Below are 17,125 nucleotides of genomic sequence, written 5' to 3' on the forward strand. Positions count from 1 at the left end.
GTACTATTATCACTGACCGCAAGCGGCGGCGTCGTCGCGGCGGTCGTTCACGACTCGACCAGCGGCGCGGCCGCCCGGTAGACCAGTTCCATCGGGAGCCCGCTGCCGTCGGTCGGCACCTGCGCGGGCAGCGTCCGTAGCTCGCCGCCGCCGGGCACAGCCGTATACGCGAGGACCACGGCGTCAAGCACCGCGGCCACGGGCACGCCGTGTCCGGCGGTCGCCTCGGCCACCTTCTGGACGACCGGCGGCGCGTCGCGGTCCCGCCCGGCAAGCGTTCGCATCCGCTCGGCGTAGCCTCCGGCGGTCGTCCCGTCGTGGTCCAGCGGCTCGCCCGCGAAGGCCCGAAAGCAGAGTTCCGGGTGGGCGCTGCGGACGACCGCGGCGGCCTCGGGGACCTCCGTGAGCAGTTCGTCACACATCGCGACGGCGTCGCTTCGCGCGAAGGCCGCCTCCGAGAGCGACGCGCCGGCCTTGCGCTCGTGGACCCGATTGGCGGTCGAGTAGCGCCGCTTGCGGGTGGCTTCCCGGACCGGCGGGTCGACGACGGCCGCGCTGCGTGGACCCAACAGCTCGCGGGCGAGCGCGTCACACCGGCGGACGGGGTCGCCCGACCCGACGAGCCCGATTGGAACGTCGACCAGAATCAGGCGGGCCTCCTCCTCGTATGCCGCCCAGCAGTCCCCGATACCGTCGAAGACGGCTGTCTCCTCGTAGCCGGCCTCGGTGAACGACACCGCCAGCCACGACTCGTCCCGGAACGCCAGGCCAACGTAGCGGTCCTCGACCATCGTCCTGTATGGGTGTCCCGGGCGCAAAAACCTGACCCGGTCGTGCCCGTTTTGAGGGTGGGGACCGACGCCACACCTATGGACGGCGTCGTCCTGGCCGCCGGCGAGGGGACGCGAATGCGCCCGCTGACGGCCGACCAGCCGAAAGCGCTCGTCACGGTCGCCGGCCAGCCGCTGCTTTCCCACGCCTTCGACGCCCTGCTGTCGGTCGGGGCTGACCGCCTCGTGGTCGTCGTCGGCTACCGCGGCGGCGACATCGTCGACCGCTACGGCGACGGCTACCGCGGGGCGCCCATCGAGTACGTCGAGCAGGCCGAGCAACTGGGGACCGGTCACGCGCTCAGGCAGGCGTTACCGCTCGTCGAGGCCCCGTTTGTGGTGGTACACGGCGACAACGTCTGCCGGGCGAACCTGGACAGCGTGGTCGAACGCCACCGCGAAACCGGCGCCGCGGCGACGCTGCTGGTCGAGTCCGTCTCTCGCGAAGAGGCCAGAACGACGGGCGTCGTCAAGACCGACGGCGACGGCCGCGTGACGGGGCTGGTCGAGAAACCCGACGAGCCGCCGTCGACGCTCGTCAGCCGGGGGTTCTACGTGGTCGGCGGCGAAATCGGCCCGGCGCTTTCCCGCATCGACCCCTCGACGCGGGGCGAGTACGAGATCACCGACGCCATCGACGACCTGCTGGGGCGGGGCCACCGTGTCGAGACCGTCGAGCTGGCGGGGTGGTGTCACAACGTCAACGAGCCGGCCGACAGAGAGGGAGTCGCGGAGAAACTGGAGCGGTAAGCGGTGCCGTTACGTGGCCGTCGCCAGCAGGTCCTCGGGACGGTCCCCGGGCAGCTCGTCGCGGTCGTGGGCCGCCTCGAAGTCCGGGTCGGGCCCCGTCGGGACGATGCGCTTCGGGCTCACGTCCGGGTGCGTGGTGTAGTAGTGCTCTTTGATGTGGTCCATGTTCACCGTCTCGGCGACACCGGGCGTCTGGTAGAGGTCACGCAGGTACGGCCAGAGGTTGTCGTACTCGCGGATGAGCTTGTGGTTGCACATGAAGTGCGTGTGGTACACCTCGTCGAACCGAACCAGCGTGGTGAACATGCAGATGTCCGCCTCCGTCAGCCGGTCCCCGGCGAGATAGCGCTGGTCTTCGAGAACCTGGTCCCAGTGGTCCAGCGCGTCAAACAGCTCCGAAACGGCGTTGTCGTACGCCTGCTGCGTGTCGGCAAAGCCCGAGCGGTAGACGCCGTTGTTGATGGGCTCGTAGATGTCCTCGATGATGCGGTCGATCTCCTCACGGTAGCCCTCCGGATAGAGGTCCACGTCGTGGCTGGCCACGTCGTCGAACGCGGTGTCGAGCATCCGGAGAATCTCCTTTGACTCGTTGTTGACGATGGTCTCTTCCTGTTTGTCCCAGAGAACGGGGACCGTCACGCGGCCGGTCATGTCGGGGTCGGCCTCGACGTACAGCTCGCGGAGATACTCCGAGCCGTACAGCGAGTCCTCGGTGCAACCGTCCTTGTCGGACGTAAACTGCCAGCCGCCCTCGTCGCGGAACGGGTCGACCACGTCGACGCTGATGGCGTCTTCGAGCCCTTTCAGCGCCCGAACGAGGAGCGTCCGGTGGGCCCACGGACAGGCCTTCGAGACGTAGAGGTGATAGCGGCCGGCCTCGGGCTGGAACCGGGCGTCGGGGTCGTCCCTGATCCGGTTTCGGAAGCTCGTCTCCTGTCGGTCGAACTCCCCGTCCTCGTTCGTGGTTTTGTAGGCATCTGTCCGCCATTCGCCGTCGACGAGCATGTTCATGGTACCCTTCCTTGGCGCCCGACCGGCATAAACACCCAAGCGAGGTTACACGCGCGTTACCGGCCGATACGCCCGATCGCGGCCCGTGTCACCCCGACACACCCGTGCGACGGCCCTTCGAAGCTCTTATCCCGACGCTCGGCCACGTCTCCACCAAGAGTACCTATGTCCGACAAACCAGCCTCGATGTACCGGGACATCGACAAGCCGTCCTACACCCGGCGCGAGTACATCACGGGCATCCCCGGCTCGAAGATCGCACAGCACGAGATGGGTCGCAAGACCAAAGACAAGGGCGAGTACCCCGTCCAGATCAGCCTCATCGTTGAGGAAGAGGTCCAGCTCCGTCACGGCTCGCTGGAGGCTTCGCGCCTCTCGGCGAACCGCCACCTCATCAAGACCATCGGCGAAGAGGGCGACTACCGCATGACGCTGCGGAAGTTCCCCCACCAGGTTCTCCGGGAGAACAAGCAGGCGACCGGCGCCGGCGCCGACCGTGTCTCCGACGGGATGCGGGCCGCCTTCGGGAAAATCGTCGGCACCGCCGCCCGGATGAACGCCGGCGAGCAGCTGTTTACCGCCTACTGCAACGTCGAGGACGCCGAACACGTCAAGGAGGCGTTCCGGCGCGCGTACAACAAGATCACGCCGTCCTGCCGCATCAAGGTCGAGAAGGGCGAAGAGCTCCTTATCTCCTAGCTCTTTTTGCACGTTCCGGCGGTCGAGCGCGTCCGCGCTCGACACGCCTCCACGGCAAAAACGCGCAGAAAAATCGCGGCGTGCTCCGTTCGCGTGCCTTCGGCACGCTCAGTCCGCGCGCCGCGGCAGAACCGGTGGCGAAGCCGCCGGATGCTTCTTGCTGACTGACGTGTATTCTCTTACAGCAGGCCTACCCTTCCCCGTCGTCGCGCGATGAAACGCGCTCCCGGCCACAGCAACCGCCACCAGTACGCAGGGCACCTGTCGCTCGCGGGCGCGAGCGGGTGAGGGCTTTCGGGCGGGTGTGCGTCGCTCGGAACACACCGAGGCACGTACGGCTACGACAGCTGGCCCGTCCCGGCGAAATGATATTCAACTGCCAGGGCGTAGCGACAGTATGGCACTCAGAATACTGCTGGTGGTCGTCGGCCTCGCGGAACTGCTCGCGCCGCGGAAAGTCGTCGACTTCTGGATGGGGCTGGCGACGACGGACCCGGACGTGGAACTGCGGCCCTGGGTGTACACCGCCGCGCGTCTCGAGGGGGTCGCCATCCTTCTGTGGGTGCTGGCATCGGGACGCGGTAACGGCGAGGAGTAGCGACCCCGCGACCACCGCATTTGATGCGGTAACGGTGCCAAGGGAAAGCGAATGCTACGCCTCGCGGTCGCCACGAACAGCGAGACCTACGAGCGCATGCGCGAGCCCCTGGCCGACCGGGGCATCGAGGTCGGCCACGTCGCCACGAGCGAGCGGGCGATACCCCTCGGGGAGAACCCCTACGACGACTACGACGTGGGCTTTGTCTACCCCTCGCGGATGATGGAGGGCGGCGTCGCGGACGCGTTCCTCGATATCCCGTGGGTCAACGGTCGCGAGGCCGTCCTCCGGTCGCGAAACAAGGCCGACGTGCTGGCTCGCCTGGGCCGGGCGGACGTACCGGTCCCCGAGAGCGTCATGGTGTCGAACCCGACTGACGAGTCCGAACTGGTCGCGGCCTACGAGGCCGTTGACCCGCCGGTCGTAGTCAAGCCCAACTCCACGACCCGCGGCGTCGGCGTGACGACCGCTCACGACCTGGATTCCTTCCTGGGTATCGGCGACTACCTCGATCTGGTCCACGACTACCGTGCGACCGGCGACCGGTCCTTTCTCGTCCAGGAGTACCTCCCCGACGCCCGCGACTACCGGGCGATGGTCGTCGACGGGGCGTACGTCGGCGCGGTCGAGCGGCGCCTGCCCGACGGGGCCCGCGAGCGCGGGCGCTGGAAGCACAACGTCCACCGCGGCGCGGTCGCCGAGGGGGTTGACCTGCCCGCCGACCACCGGCGGCTGGCCGAGCGGACCGCCGACGCCCTCGATATCGACTACCTGGGCGTGGACCTGCTCGTGACCGACGGGCGGGCGGTCGTCAACGAGACCAACGCCCGGCCCACCATCGACGACGCGACGAAGTACGAGGACGGGTTCTGGGCGGATTTGGCGGCGCTGATACGGGAGACTGCGACCGAAAACACGTAACTGCGGCGGGACTACAGCTCGATGTCGGCGGACTCGTCCTCGCGGTCGAAGGTGACTTCCAGGACGCCGTTGTTGTAGGTAGCCGAGGCGGAGTGTTCGTCGACCCGGCTGGGGAGGGTAAGTCGCTCGTGGTACTCGCGGTTGTGCGTGCCGGCGTCGATGGTGAGGACGCTGCCGTCGCATTTCAGGTCGATGCCGTCCTTCTCGACGCCGGGGATGTCGGCGACGACGCGGATCTCCTCGCCGGTCTCGTGTACGTCGACGTGGAGGTCACCGCCGTCGGTGGACCCGTCGCGGTCGATGTGGACGTCCCCCTCCGAGCCCATCATCTCGTCCATCATCCGCTCTATCTCCCGGAAGAACTCGTCGAAAGGGTCGTCGTCGTCCCGTCTCATCAGTAGCGGGTGGTATGTGCGACGGTCTCAAAAGCCTTCTGACGGATACGGTCGATAAACGGGTTAGTCAACGGACGGCGGATCGATAGCGTGAGGCCGTCACAGACGGCTGAAAATACTAATTCGGAGTCGAGTTAACTCCGAAAACACTTTACTCCAAAGCGGCACATCTCTAGAGGAATGAGTGACTCAATTCGTGTCGGCCTGAACGGCTTCGGCCGTATCGGCCGAAACGTGATGCGCGCCTCGCTGGAGAACGACGACATCGAGATCGTCGGGATCAACGACGTGATGGACGACGACGAGATCGACTACTTCGCCAAGTACGACACCGTCATGGGCGAGCTGCCCGGTGCCGGCGTCGAGGACGGCGTCCTGACCGTCGAGGGCACCGACTTCGAGGCGGGCGTCTTCCATGAGACGGACCCGACACAGCTCCCGTGGGACGACCTCGACGTCGATGTCGCCCTGGAGTGTACGGGCATCTTCCGCACGTACGACGACGCCAGCCAGCACCTCGAGGCGGGCGCCGACAAGGTGCTCATCTCCGCACCGCCGAAAGGCGAGAAGGAGGTCAAACAGATTGTCTACGGCGTCAACCACGACGAGTACGACGGCGAGGACGTCGTCTCGAACGCCTCCTGTACCACCAACTCCATCACGCCGGTCGTGAAAGTGCTGGACGACGAGTTCGGCATCGAGACCGGCCAGCTGACGACCGTCCACGCCTACACCGGCTCCCAGAACCTGATGGACGGCCCCAACAGCAAGCCCCGCCGGCGCCGCGCCGCCGCGGAGAACATCATCCCGACCTCGACGGGCGCCGCACAGGCGACCACCGAGGTCCTCCCCCAGCTTGAGGGCAAGCTCGACGGGATGGCCATCCGCGTTCCGGTCCCGAACGGCTCCATCACCGAGCTGGTCGTCGACCTCGACGAGGACGTGACCGAAGACGAGGTCAACGCCGCCTTCGAGGACGCCGCGACCGGCGAGCTGGAGGGTGTCATGGGTGTCACGAACGAGGAGATCGTCTCGACGGACATCCTCGGTGACCCCTACTCCACGCAGGTCGACCTCGGACAGACCAACATCGTCAACGGCCAGACGAAGATCCTCACCTGGTACGACAACGAGTACGGCTTCTCGTGCCGGATGCTTGATGTCGCCCAGTACATCACCGAAGCGTAACTCCGATACCCCTGGTCCCGGTGTTTTTTCGATTGCTGAGTCGCGACTGTCGTGTTTTATCGTGTCACAGGAGTCGACTCGGAAACCGTTTTACCGGCGGCGGGAGAGGTCTCGCGTATGACGTTCCAGACGCTCGACGACCTCGACGACGGACAGCGCGTCCTCGTCCGCTTCGACCTGAACTCGCCGGTCGAGGACGGGGAGGTACAGGACAACCGCCGCTTTGGCCGACACGCGGCGACGCTCAGCGAGCTGATAGACCGCGATTTCGCCGTCGCCGTCATGGCCCATCAGGGCCGCCCCGGTGACGACGACTTCCTCTCACTCGACCAGCACGCCGAGATTCTTTCCGACCACGTCGACTCGGACGTGGACCACGTCGCGGACACCTTCGGCGAGGAGGCGCTGGACGCCATCGACGACCTGACGGGCGGCGACGTGCTCGTCCTGGAGAACACGCGGATGGCCGACGGCGAGCTGCCCGAGGAGGAGCCCGAGGTCAAAGCCGAGACGGAGTTCGTCCAGACGCTCGCACCCGAGTTCGACGCTTACATCAACGACGCCTACTCGGCCGCCCACCGTTCACACGCCTCCCTGGTTGGCTTCCCGGTCGTGATGGACGCCTACGCCGGCCGCGTCATGGAGACCGAGTACGAGGCAAACACCGCCATCGCCGAGAAGGAGTTCGACGGCCAGGTGACGATGGCCATGGGCGGGACGAAAGCCACGGACGTCATCGGCGTCATCGACCACATCGGCGACAAGATAGACGACTTCCTGCTGGGCGGTATCGCCGGCCAGCTGTTCCTCCGGGCGAAGGGCTACCCCATCGGCTACGACGTCGGTGACATGGACCTCTACACCACGCAGTGGGAGGAAAACCACGAGATAATCGAGGAGATTCTCGAAGAGCGGGGCGACCAGATCACCGTCGCCACCGACGTGGCCTACGCCGAGGACGGCGAGCGCGTCGAGGCCGACGTCGAGGACGTCGAGGAGAAGGGGCTGGGCGTCATGGACGTCGGTACCGACACCGCCGAACACTACGCCGACATCGCCCGTGACTCGGACGCCGTTTTCGTGAAGGGGGCGCTTGGCGTCTTCGAGGACGAGAAGTTCTCGACCGGGACCGTCAGCGTCCTGCGAGCCATCGCCGAGACGGACTGCTTCTCCGTCGTCGGCGGCGGTGACACCTCGCGGGCCATCACGATGTACGGGATGAGCGAAGACTCCTTCGACCACGTCTCCATCGCCGGCGGCGCGTATATCCGAGCGCTCACCGGCGACGAGCTCGCCGGCGTCGAAGCGCTGCGAAACTACGCGTAGAGCTGTGACAGAACGGCACAGCGTATTTCCACACGGCGGTCGGTGACGACCGGCTCAGCCGGAGCGGGACCGCCGCGTCTCCGCGTGCCGGCGCGCCCAGTCGTCGTCGAGCTCGTCGACGACGACCGACGGTCGCTCCCCGTCGGAGCGACAGCGGGCGTGGCGGGCTATCCAGTCGTCGCCGTCGTCGGGTACTGTCGGCCGCTGTGACATACCCGTAGTATGGCCACCCGAAGTAAATTTCTTCCGGCAACAATTGCTACATTATTACTCGCCCCCGAGTGATTTTCGGTGATAATTACCGCGACCGTTCACCGTTCCAGATGTTCCGACGGGCGGTGAGCGTGGTTGACTACGCCGAGGCCGGTCTGACGCTATCGGTTCGCACCGGGACCCCCACGTTTGTGTGTCCTCACGCCCACGTCGGCGTATGCACTTACGCGACGCCACGTGGCCCGAAGCCGAGGCCACGGAGACCGACCTCGCCGTACTCCCGGTCGGCAGTACCGAACAGCACGGGCCCCACGCCCCTCTGGGTACCGACTCGCTGACCGCACAGGCGGTCGCCGACGCCGCCGAAGCCGCCTGCGACGACGAGGTCGTCGTCGCCCCGCCGATCGATGTCGGGGTCGCGGAGGAACACCGCGACTTTGCCGGGACCCTGTGGGTCAGCGAGGACACGTTCCGGGACTACGTCCGCGAGACCGTCGACAGCCTCGCCCACCACGGCTGGACCCGCGTGGTGGTCGTCAACGGCCACGGCGGCAACGTCGACCCGCTGCGGGAGGTCTGTGCCCGAATCACCCGCCACGACGAGGCCGACGCCTGGGCCTTTACGTGGTTCGACGCCGTCGACGCGCCAGATATGGGCCACGGCGGGCCCGTCGAGACGAGTCTCCTCCAGGCGACACGTCCCGACCTGGTCCGCGAGGACCGCCTCGACGAGGCCGCCGCCGGGGGAGCCGACGGCTGGGGCGAGTGGGTAAGCGGCGTGAACCTGGCCTACGACAGTAGCGAGTTCAGCGAGAACGGCTGTGTCGGCGACCCGGGCGAGGGGAGCGCCGAGCGGGGCGAGGCGCTGCTGGACGAGGCGACGGCGGCGCTGGTGGCGCTGCTCGACCGCGTGGCCGAGCGGTGACTACGCTTCGGCCTCTTCGGGGTCCGCGTCGGCTTCCGCGTCGGGAGCGTCCTCGAACCCCTCCAGCGTACTGCGCAGCTGCGGGATGGTGGAAGTGAGGTCGCCGACCTGCTCGCGGGCGGCCTCGACGTCCTCGATGAGGTCGGCGATGGTCTCTATCTCCTCGGCGAGGTCCTCGGCGTCCTCGAAGGCGTCGGCCCGTTCGCCCATCGTGTACCACTTCTTCGCGTCCCGGAGGTGGTCCTCGGCGTCGCCCACGTCCAGTGCTGTCTTGAGCGAGTTGAGCACGCCGAGCGTGTTGTCGGCCTCGACGTCCCACACCGCGTCGCCGTCGGGGAGCGCGTCGCGGGCCCCGGCCAGCGACGCCTCGACGTCGCTTCGCATCTCGGTTGCGGCCTCGCCGAACAGCTCGTCGTCGTCCAGACTTGTCTGGCTCATAGGTACCACTTGACGTGGGAAGGGGTTAAAAGCCCGCCTGAAAGTGAAAGTAAAACCGCGTGACGTGACCGGGGGTGTATTCGAGAAACCGAAAACGACCCGAATCAGAGGGACTCGGACACCGGCCCGTCTGACTCGTCCGGGCGGATATCCGCGCGGACCTCGGGAATCGGGTCCAGTGGCTCGTCGATGTCGCCCAGCACGAGCATCGCGTAGTAGCGCAGGAACGCCTGCAGCGGTACCTGAATGAGAGTCGTCGCAAGCAGCAAGACGAGGGCAAACAGCACGACGAGAACGGCGACCAGCGCGAGCGCGATGTGGCCACCGCCCAGCCCGAACCAGGCGACGGCACCCAGCACGACGAACGGAATGGCAAGGAGCAACGTGGCGATGACGCTCGCGATACTGCTGATGATACCGACGCCGATGCCCAGGACGATGGAGAAAGCCAAATAGGCCAGATACTGCTTGACGTTTCGCCGCATCGACCCCAGGAGGCGCTTCCAGCTCCCGACGACGCCCCGGTCGCCCGTGAGCATCATCGGAACGACGAAGACGGTGGTGAAGCCGGTGATGAGCCCCTGGAGGACGCCGAAGACGACGAAGAAGACGATAGCGGCGGGGAGGATATTGAACAGCGCGGTGGTCGTGACGTTGTCGAGATTTCCGCCGAAGGCGGTGACGAAGACGGTGTAGAGGAACCCGACGACGAGCAGGAGCGAGACCAGGGAGACGACCAGCCGGAACCCGAACAGCCGGACGGCGTTGCCGACGTTCTCACGGAGGTACCGGCGGATGTGGACCTCGCGGGAGACGAGCGACTCGATGAAGACGAACTCCATGAAGTTACTCAGGAGCCCGAAAGCCAGCACGAGCAGGAGTGCGATACCGAGGATGACGAGAATCTCGGGACTGATCGCGCTCATCAGTCCGTCGACCGTCGTGGGGGCTCCGCCGTCGAAGACCGGTTGGCCGGCCCCGCCGTCGGTCGGCTGGTCCTGTCCGCCGAAGTTGCCGGCGTTCTGGAGCCCGTTGAACCCGCCGCCACCGCCGCCGATGAAGAAGACGACGACTGCCAGTTTGAGCCAGGTTCGGGCGGCAAAGGGTAACAGGAGCGACTTCGTCGCGTCTATCGCGTCGCCGATATCGTCTATCGCGTGGAGGGACATTACCGGAACTGCACAGCGGGCACGTGTAAAATTTTCGTACTATTGGACCCCAACCGAATCGACCTGCATCAGCGGATAGCCCTCCTCCATGGCCATGCTCGTCTCGACGACACACCCCTCGTAGTCGATAGTCATCGTCACGTCCAGAAAGCGGCCGGTCAACTCGGTGTAGTCGGCGCCCGCCTCCGCGATAGCCGCCCGGAGCGGTTCCTCGCGAATCTCGACGGTCACCGACTCGCAGTGGGGCTGGTTCTCGATTGCCTCCTCTATCGCCCGTGCCAGCGAGTCGGCGCTGTCGGGACTCACCGGCGTCCCGGCGAACTGGTGGTAGAGCGAGCCGAACTTGATACCCGCCTCGAAGCAGGCGACCTGCGGGGCCGTGGGGTCCATACTGGAACTCTGTGCAGTCCCGCGATAAGAAAGCCCGGTTCCCGGAGCCGACCGCCGGCGCGGTCGAACATACCCGAACCGCAAGCTACCTATTGTGTCATAACTATCCACTCAATACGAATGGACGACCCGGTTCTACTCACAGGTGCGGGCGGCGCGGTCGGGGAGGCCATCCTCGAGGGCCTCGAAGAGGAGTACTACTGGAAACTCATGTTCCACAATCCGCCCGCGGAGCAGCCCGACCACGAGTATCTCATCGGCGACGTCGACAACCCGGACGACGTCCGGGAGGCCGTCTCGGGTGTCGGCGCGGTCATCCACCTCGCGGGCGACCCGCGGCCCGAGGCCCCGTGGGACTCGGTGTTGTCGAACAACATCGACGGCACACAGAAGATATACGAGGCCGCCGTCGAGGAGGGCGTCGAGCGGTTCGTCTTCGCCTCCTCGAACCACGCCGTCGGCTCCTTCGAGACCGAGGACCGCAAGCCCGACATGTACCGCCCGGAGGACGACTTCCGCCTCGACGGGACGGAGTTCCCCCGCCCCGGGAACCTCTATGGCGTCTCCAAGGCGACGGGTGAGGTGCTGGGTCGGTACTACCACGACAAGTACGATATCAAGGTGTGTAACATCCGCATCGGCAACCTGACCCGGGGCCACCCGCCCATCGACTACGAGCGCGGCCAGGCGATGTGGCTCTCCTACCCCGACTGCGCCCACATCCACCAGTGCGCCCTGGAGGCAGACTACGAGTACGAGACCGTCTACGGAATTTCGGACAACGACCGCAAGTACTACTCCATCCAGCGCGCCAAGGAGGCCCTGAACTACCGCCCGCAGGACAACTCCGCGCACTTCGAGGGCGACGAGCGGGTCGTCGAACCGGACGTTTGAGGGGTATAAGCGGCCCTTTAGACCTTTTCTCAGTCTGTTACGGAGTTCCCGTTCCCGCCTGTGAGCAGGAGTCTCTGTTGGCCGTCGATTTTGTAGCCATACACAGCATATCGGTGGGTCGTCGCCATCCGTTGGTTCACTCGTAGTAGAGTCTGGGAGGATTCTAGTTCTTGGGGTTAATCTGCCGGATTTCAGTATTTAAACAGACCAGTGACCAATAGAGAGACAGCAGTCCTATCACTACTGAAGGGATTAGCATAATCTCCAAAATTCGATTGAGGAGCCAAATCAGGGTCCCACCAACGCTGATACCTCGAAATATGAGGGAATTGATGATTATTACCTGCAGTTCCACGAAGCCGAAGAAAGATAGAGAGAGGAAAAATACGGCTATACAATGATAATAGTAAGACCTCGGATAGAACCACTGAGAACCCCTTTCATCCAGAATTCGGTCAAGAGAGCGTATCTCGATTATCGGTAGAATCAGCAGAAAGACGCCCAGAATAATCGCACCAATAATTGCGGTTTGACTATCTGTGGCGGTGTCTTTTATAAGTCTGATACCGATTAAAAGGAGAAGAATATTGGCCAGATGAATCGCCGGAAATCTCCCGAGTGGCGGAAGGAATGACAAAAAACCCGGGAAAGAGGCCCGTCTCTGATTCACAGCAGATTCTAAATCAACACTTTCCCTGAGAAAGGAAGATAATCCGGTCACAACAGCCAACAAGAGAGGGATAAATAGGGCTACAGTTTCATTTACCATTCGGTTGCTGTCTTAGTTCCAAGAACAAAAACAGTCAGGGTGCCAGACAACAGATTACAGACTCTTCCCAACGTATGACTTCACACGAACGTCCCACAGTATCGTGCTTCACGCTCGCAGTTCTTTCTCGATGAGTATCGAATCCGACCGGGTGTGAACGACCAGCACGGTCAGCGAGTCGTTCCCGGCCACCCTAAAATCGCACCCGCCGATGGCGACCCGGAACTCGATTGTCTCCCCCGCAGTGAACACGTTGTTCGTCTCACTGCCGATCAGGTCTCCCGCCTGTCCCGGCCCTTTGTCAATGAGCGACGTGTCGCCCTCGATGTGACTGCTGTCGATAGTGTTGTCATCCCCGGAACTGGGTAAGTCAACTAATCTGGCCTCTGTGTCACAGTCCGGCGCTCGGACGACGATTTCGATAGACTCGACGGGAACGTCGTCGCCCGCCACGTGTGATATCCGCACCACCTGGTCGGTTCTGTTGCCACCCGCGACGAACTCTCCGCTCGACTCGGACACCACCGGCCCGGCCTCGTTGGTGTCCTCGGCGACGCCGAGCGCGAACACCGAGACAACCGCGGCGAGTATCACGACGATAGCGACGAGGAGGAGGTTCGAGACGACAGGCGTGACGCCACGTTCCGAGGTGGGGACCTGCATCTAGTTGGACGCTAGTGGAATCACACACTAAGTTGTTCGTTTGTTCTCAGAGACTGAGACGGCTCGGCGACCGACCGCATCGCTACCCCAGTTCGTGAAACGTTAGCTCTCCGCTGTCGGTGTCCAGCGTCGCCACGGAGAACGCGTCCGGCGCCGGCGGAATCGAGATGCCACCGGGGTTGACCCGCACCGTCCCCTCGTGTGTCTCGGTCCCGGCCTCGTGGGTATGGCCGTGGAAGACGTAGTCGTACCTGCCACACTCGACCAGGGCGTCGACGATGGCCCCGCTGGTGCCGTGATAGACGGCGACCTCCTGCCCGTCGAGGGCCAGCTCGCCCATCTCGCCGAGATACGTGCCAAACTCCGTGACAGTGGCCTCGAGGGCCCACTCGCCGTCGTTGTTCCCGCGAACGGCGTAGAACTCCCAGTCGCCGTCGAACGGCGTCACCGAAAAGGGCGCGACGAAGTCGCCACAGTGGACGACCGTCTCGACCCCGAGCGCTTCGAACGTCTCGACCGCTGCCTCGACCTGTTCGCCGTTGTCGTGCGTGTCCGAGACGATACCGACCAGCATGAGTCGATGTTCTGTGTCCGAGAACAAGAACGTACTCCCCGGTCGTGAGTGGGAGACTGGAACTGCCGACAGCCGGCGGGCCCGCCCCGCCGCCGACGGCCGCCACGTGGCGTTCGCGTCGTCGTCCCCCGTTGCCGACGGCTGCTAGCTGCGACCGCGATTCTTTTACTCCGGAGTCACCAGCCCCTACTATGGCACGGGGAATCCTCGAGACAATCGGACTGGCGGCCACCCTCGTACTAGCGATCCCGATAGCGCTGTTTGGCGCCGAACATCTGGTTCGCGGGGAGCTACTCGCCGGGGCGTTGTACGTCGGTATCGCCGTCGGGCTGGTGGTCGTCGAGCAGTACCTCACGACGCCGACGGACGTGCCGGGGATGGTCGCGGAGAAAACTGTCGGAAAAGTCGCCGAGACCGAGGACACGGAGACCGAGACGACAAACGGCGAGTGATCAGTCGGCGGTGATGGCCTCGCCGGCCTCGTCGAGCAGTTCGTCGATGGAGCGGTCGCTTGGCTTGTTTTCGAGCAACACGTCGATGGGGAGCGTTGGCGCGCCGTCGACGAGATTCTCCATGAGGACGAGCCGTTCCCGGGCGCGTGACATCCCGACGTAGAAGACCCGCCGTTCGTTGTCGGTCAGCGTGGGGACGGGGGTAGTGTGTTTGGTAAACTCCTCGACCTCGGGGACCTCGATGCCGTTTTGCTCGACCGTGGCGGCCATCTGCTCGACGACTTTCTCGGTGAGGTCGGTGCCGACGAAGACGTGGTCGGCCTCGCGACCCTTCGCGGAGTGGATGGTGCCCAGGCGGACGCGGTCGGGCTCCATCCCCTGGTACTCGCCGGCGAAGTACGCGCCCACGGAGCGCTCCTGGAAGTTGGTGACCTTCCGGAGCATGTCGCTCGCGGAGGCGGGGTCGGGAGCGAAGGGGACGTGGTCGGTGACGACGTCGGGTTCGATCTCGATTTCGGCGATATCGTCGGCCTCGTGTTCGTCTTCGATGTCTTCCAGCGTATCGAAGAGGTCGTCGCGTTCGCCGGTGCCGAAGGCCGAATCGGCGAGCATGTCGGCCAGCCGGCGGGCCTCCAGCACGGAGAGGGGCTCGTCGTTCTCGACGGCCTCGACGCCGGCGACGTACTGTCGCAGCCGGTCGGTCCACATCCGCTGGTCGGTCAGACAGGAGAAGGGAATCCCCTCGTCGATGAACTCGTCGATGAACTGGAACATCTGGTAGCGCGCCCGGAACAGGACCATCACGGTCTCGTCGGACTGGTCGACGGTGCCGATGACGTTGCGGGCGAGGTCGAACATCGAGGGGTTCCGGACCGCCTCGACGCGGCCGCCCTCCTTTCGGGGGTTGAGGTCTTTCTCCTGGCGCTTCTCGATGTGGCGCACCTCGCGGTTGACGACGTTCAGGATGCGGGAGGGGAGCCGGTAGGAGTTGGGGAGAATCTCGTCCTGTGTCACGTCTTCTTCGAGCAGGAGGTCGGGGTCGGCGCCCTGCCAGGCGTAGACGACCTGGTCGTCGTCCCCGGCGATGAGCACCCGCTCCATGTGGGGTTTCCACTCGTCATAGACGTCGTACTGCAGCGTCGTGATGTCCTGGAACTCGTCGATGACGAGGTAGTCGACGTTCGGGAGCAGGGACCGCTGGGCGACCCGTTCGAGCATGTCGGCGAAGCCGATGACGTCGTTGTCGCCCTTGTAGGTCCGCCAGCCCCGAATGGCCTCGGGCACGTCGATGCGGTCGTCCCCGGTAGGCCACGTCGGCGTGTACTTGTTGCCGGTCTGGGCGTTGTCGTCGATCTCGGGTGGGAGTCGGACCTCCTCGTCGTCCCACTTGAAGGGCACGTCGTACCAGTCGGCCACGTCGCGGCGGGTGCGCTGGAGCCACTGGCTCGTCGCGATAATCTTGTTGCCGAGCGTCGTCGAGCGGGCCGACCGTCGCCGCGAGCCCTCGTACTCGTCCTCGAACTCGATACCGAACTGGTCGCAAAACTCCTCCTTGTCGCTCTCGCCGACCACGTCGCCCCGAGAGAGGTCGAGCAGTTCGTACGCTTTCGCGTGCATCGTACAGACGTTCCCCTGGAGGGCACGCGGAGTCACGTCGAGCCGTTCGGCCAGCCGTTCGCGTATCTCGGCGGCCGCCGCACGCGTGTACGAGACCACCAGTACGTCACGGAAGTCGACGGTCTCGTCTTCGAGCAGCTCCTCGACGCGGTCAAGCAGGGCAGTCGTCTTCCCGCTTCCCGGCCCACCGAACAGGCGGACAACCTCGGTGGTCGAATCAGTCATTGCACACATACTAGGGGGCCGCCCCAATAAACAACGTGTTTTGGAGAAGCACCCGACTATCGGTCGTTCTCGGACGCCCCACACCACTGACGCTCGTCCGAGCGACAGGGTGTGGTTAGATGGCGATGCTACGGCTGCCGTGGCGAACGCGCCTCCCGCACCTCCGCCCCGTCACGAATCATGTCCTCGCAGGCGGGACAGACCCGGGGGCCATCGGTGTCGGACGGCGTGAACACACGGACGTAGTCCTTCGTGACGAAGGACCCACAGTTCTGGCACTCTGGCATCCTCTCTCCGATACTGTCTCGGTGGCGGACAGTATCTACCGGGAGGTTGATGTCAACGAACATATAGCTATGGAATGTCAGAGAGGCTACCGGTACAGTGAGACATACAGCATGGCAAAGCCGATGATGAAAGGAATGGTCTCGGCCATCTGGAAGAACACGCCGGCGAGGGGGCCCGTCCGGCCCGTAGAGAGCTGAGTGATGACGCTGGTGACGGCGACGCCCATACTGATGAAGGCAAAGCCGACGAAGGCATACTGTAGCCGTTCTGAGGGGCGTTTCCGGTAGGCCTGAAAGCTGATGAGCGTGATGCCGAGGGTGAGCCCGAACACGACCATCCGCATCAACACGAGCGCCCCGCGCGCGATGGCGACCCCGCTTTGCATCGGTTAGCTACCCATGGTTACTCGGGGTTTAGCTCGTCCCACAGCTGGCTAAAGCGGTCGGGGAGGTTCTCCTCGCGGTAGATACGCACCTTGTACTCCTCGTCTTCCAGCGAGATGACCGTCGACTCGAAGTTGGACTCATACACCTTGTAGTGGTTGCCGTCCTCCGCGACGAGGGTGTGGTCTTTCACCAGGTCGTACTCGTCTAGGAGTTCGATACGACGGTAGACGGTCGGTAGCGAGAGGTCACACTGCTCGGCGAGTTCTTTCGCAGAGTGGGCCTCCCGGCTGATGGCGGCCAGCACGCGTCGGGCGTGCTGGTCGCCTATTGTATCGAGGACCTCCTCGATGCTCTTGTCCTCTGGCACTATCCATTCGTACTCCCCGTTTCATATAAACGTTTAC

At 64.5% G+C, this 17,125-nt stretch carries 23 protein-coding genes; 9 read left to right on the forward strand and 14 right to left on the reverse strand.

Annotation, left to right across the window (positions count from 1 at the left end; all coding sequences use genetic code 11):
• Positions 1 to 47: 47 nt before the first annotated feature.
• Positions 48 to 791, reverse strand: a complete 744-nt coding sequence (locus VJ162_RS08460) for a DUF429 domain-containing protein (RefSeq protein WP_324663664.1) — start codon at positions 789 to 791, stop codon at positions 48 to 50.
• A 78-nt stretch (positions 792 to 869) separates the two neighbouring features.
• Between VJ162_RS08460 and VJ162_RS08465 the strand changes: the two genes are divergently transcribed.
• Positions 870 to 1,580 carry a nucleotidyltransferase family protein gene (locus tag VJ162_RS08465; protein ID WP_324663665.1) on the forward strand — a complete coding sequence of 237 codons (711 nt, stop codon included), beginning with the start codon at positions 870 to 872 and terminating at the stop codon, positions 1,578 to 1,580.
• Positions 1,581 to 1,589: 9 nt separating this feature from the next.
• On the opposite strand, the gene VJ162_RS08470 is transcribed toward VJ162_RS08465, so the two are convergent.
• Positions 1,590 to 2,591 (reverse strand): glutathione S-transferase family protein, encoded by a 1,002-nt coding sequence (locus VJ162_RS08470; RefSeq protein ID WP_324663666.1) that lies wholly within the window; start codon positions 2,589 to 2,591, stop codon positions 1,590 to 1,592.
• A gap of 165 nt (positions 2,592 to 2,756) precedes the next feature.
• On the opposite strand from VJ162_RS08470, the gene VJ162_RS08475 reads away from it, so the two are divergent.
• From VJ162_RS08475 to VJ162_RS08485, 3 genes are all read left to right on the forward strand, one after another.
• Entirely contained in the window at positions 2,757 to 3,290 is a 534-nt protein-coding gene (locus VJ162_RS08475) for a 50S ribosomal protein L16 (protein WP_324663667.1), read from the forward strand.
• Between the two features lie 397 nt (positions 3,291 to 3,687).
• On the forward strand, positions 3,688 to 3,888 hold the full coding sequence (locus VJ162_RS08480; RefSeq protein ID WP_324663668.1) for a hypothetical protein: 201 nt from the start codon (positions 3,688 to 3,690) through the stop codon (positions 3,886 to 3,888).
• Positions 3,889 to 3,939: 51 nt separating this feature from the next.
• On the forward strand, positions 3,940 to 4,809 hold the full coding sequence (locus VJ162_RS08485) for an ATP-grasp domain-containing protein (protein ID WP_324663669.1): 870 nt from the start codon (positions 3,940 to 3,942) through the stop codon (positions 4,807 to 4,809).
• An 11-nt stretch (positions 4,810 to 4,820) separates the two neighbouring features.
• Here VJ162_RS08485 and VJ162_RS08490 read toward each other — a convergent pair whose 3' ends face one another.
• Positions 4,821 to 5,204, reverse strand: coding sequence for an Hsp20/alpha crystallin family protein (locus VJ162_RS08490; protein ID WP_324663670.1), 384 nt, complete (start codon positions 5,202 to 5,204; stop codon positions 4,821 to 4,823).
• Positions 5,205 to 5,384: 180 nt separating this feature from the next.
• On the opposite strand from VJ162_RS08490, the gene gap reads away from it, so the two are divergent.
• Both gap and VJ162_RS08500 read left to right on the forward strand, forming a co-directional pair.
• Positions 5,385 to 6,392, forward strand: coding sequence for a type I glyceraldehyde-3-phosphate dehydrogenase (gap, locus tag VJ162_RS08495; RefSeq protein WP_324663671.1), 1,008 nt, complete (start codon positions 5,385 to 5,387; stop codon positions 6,390 to 6,392).
• 117 nt (positions 6,393 to 6,509) lie between these two features.
• Positions 6,510 to 7,718: a phosphoglycerate kinase gene (locus VJ162_RS08500; protein ID WP_324663672.1), complete on the forward strand. Its 1,209-nt coding sequence runs from the start codon at positions 6,510 to 6,512 to the stop codon at positions 7,716 to 7,718.
• Between the two features lie 54 nt (positions 7,719 to 7,772).
• Here the strand turns inward: VJ162_RS08500 and VJ162_RS08505 are convergent, their stop codons facing one another.
• Positions 7,773 to 7,931, reverse strand: a complete 159-nt coding sequence (locus VJ162_RS08505; protein WP_324663673.1) for a hypothetical protein — start codon at positions 7,929 to 7,931, stop codon at positions 7,773 to 7,775.
• 217 nt (positions 7,932 to 8,148) lie between these two features.
• Between VJ162_RS08505 and VJ162_RS08510 the strand changes: the two genes are divergently transcribed.
• On the forward strand, positions 8,149 to 8,856 hold the full coding sequence (locus VJ162_RS08510) for a creatininase family protein (RefSeq protein WP_324663674.1): 708 nt from the start codon (positions 8,149 to 8,151) through the stop codon (positions 8,854 to 8,856).
• Here the strand turns inward: VJ162_RS08510 and VJ162_RS08515 are convergent, their stop codons facing one another.
• The 3 genes from VJ162_RS08515 to VJ162_RS08525 form a co-directional block, all read right to left on the reverse strand.
• Positions 8,857 to 9,294, reverse strand: a complete 438-nt coding sequence (locus VJ162_RS08515) for a DUF5790 family protein (RefSeq protein ID WP_324663675.1) — start codon at positions 9,292 to 9,294, stop codon at positions 8,857 to 8,859.
• Between the two features lie 104 nt (positions 9,295 to 9,398).
• Positions 9,399 to 10,463, reverse strand: a complete 1,065-nt coding sequence (locus VJ162_RS08520) for a DUF7544 domain-containing protein (RefSeq protein ID WP_324663676.1) — start codon at positions 10,461 to 10,463, stop codon at positions 9,399 to 9,401.
• A 39-nt stretch (positions 10,464 to 10,502) separates the two neighbouring features.
• A complete protein-coding gene (locus tag VJ162_RS08525; protein WP_324663677.1) occupies positions 10,503 to 10,853 on the reverse strand; it encodes a dihydroneopterin aldolase family protein in 351 nt (116 codons plus the stop codon).
• A 120-nt stretch (positions 10,854 to 10,973) separates the two neighbouring features.
• Between VJ162_RS08525 and azf the strand changes: the two genes are divergently transcribed.
• Positions 10,974 to 11,747, forward strand: a complete 774-nt coding sequence (azf, locus tag VJ162_RS08530) for an NAD-dependent glucose-6-phosphate dehydrogenase Azf (protein ID WP_324663678.1) — start codon at positions 10,974 to 10,976, stop codon at positions 11,745 to 11,747.
• A 163-nt stretch (positions 11,748 to 11,910) separates the two neighbouring features.
• Here the strand turns inward: azf and VJ162_RS08535 are convergent, their stop codons facing one another.
• From VJ162_RS08535 to VJ162_RS08545, 3 genes are all read right to left on the reverse strand, one after another.
• Complete coding sequence (locus VJ162_RS08535) at positions 11,911 to 12,516, reverse strand: hypothetical protein (RefSeq protein ID WP_324663679.1); 606 nt, start codon at positions 12,514 to 12,516, stop codon at positions 11,911 to 11,913.
• Between the two features lie 108 nt (positions 12,517 to 12,624).
• Positions 12,625 to 13,179 (reverse strand): type IV pilin N-terminal domain-containing protein, encoded by a 555-nt coding sequence (locus tag VJ162_RS08540; RefSeq protein WP_324663680.1) that lies wholly within the window; start codon positions 13,177 to 13,179, stop codon positions 12,625 to 12,627.
• Between the two features lie 82 nt (positions 13,180 to 13,261).
• The gene (locus VJ162_RS08545) at positions 13,262 to 13,753 is read right to left on the reverse strand and encodes a metallophosphoesterase (protein WP_324663681.1); all 492 of its coding nucleotides are present in this window, start codon (positions 13,751 to 13,753) and stop codon (positions 13,262 to 13,264) included.
• A gap of 191 nt (positions 13,754 to 13,944) precedes the next feature.
• On the opposite strand from VJ162_RS08545, the gene VJ162_RS08550 reads away from it, so the two are divergent.
• Entirely contained in the window at positions 13,945 to 14,205 is a 261-nt protein-coding gene (locus VJ162_RS08550; RefSeq protein WP_324663682.1) for a DUF7533 family protein, read from the forward strand.
• Here VJ162_RS08550 and VJ162_RS08555 read toward each other — a convergent pair whose 3' ends face one another.
• From VJ162_RS08555 to VJ162_RS08570, 4 genes are all read right to left on the reverse strand, one after another.
• Entirely contained in the window at positions 14,206 to 16,047 is a 1,842-nt protein-coding gene (locus VJ162_RS08555; RefSeq protein ID WP_324663683.1) for an ATP-dependent helicase, read from the reverse strand.
• 128 nt (positions 16,048 to 16,175) lie between these two features.
• A complete protein-coding gene (locus VJ162_RS08560) occupies positions 16,176 to 16,334 on the reverse strand; it encodes a DUF7563 family protein (RefSeq protein WP_324663684.1) in 159 nt (52 codons plus the stop codon).
• Between the two features lie 86 nt (positions 16,335 to 16,420).
• Complete coding sequence (locus tag VJ162_RS08565; protein WP_324663685.1) at positions 16,421 to 16,720, reverse strand: DUF7521 family protein; 300 nt, start codon at positions 16,718 to 16,720, stop codon at positions 16,421 to 16,423.
• A gap of 17 nt (positions 16,721 to 16,737) precedes the next feature.
• A complete protein-coding gene (locus tag VJ162_RS08570; RefSeq protein ID WP_324663686.1) occupies positions 16,738 to 17,088 on the reverse strand; it encodes an ArsR/SmtB family transcription factor in 351 nt (116 codons plus the stop codon).
• Positions 17,089 to 17,125: the final 37 nt, after the last annotated feature.

It is taken from the genome of Haloarcula sediminis (genome assembly GCF_035656455.1).
GTDB lineage: Archaea > Halobacteriota > Halobacteria > Halobacteriales > Haloarculaceae > Haloarcula > Haloarcula sediminis.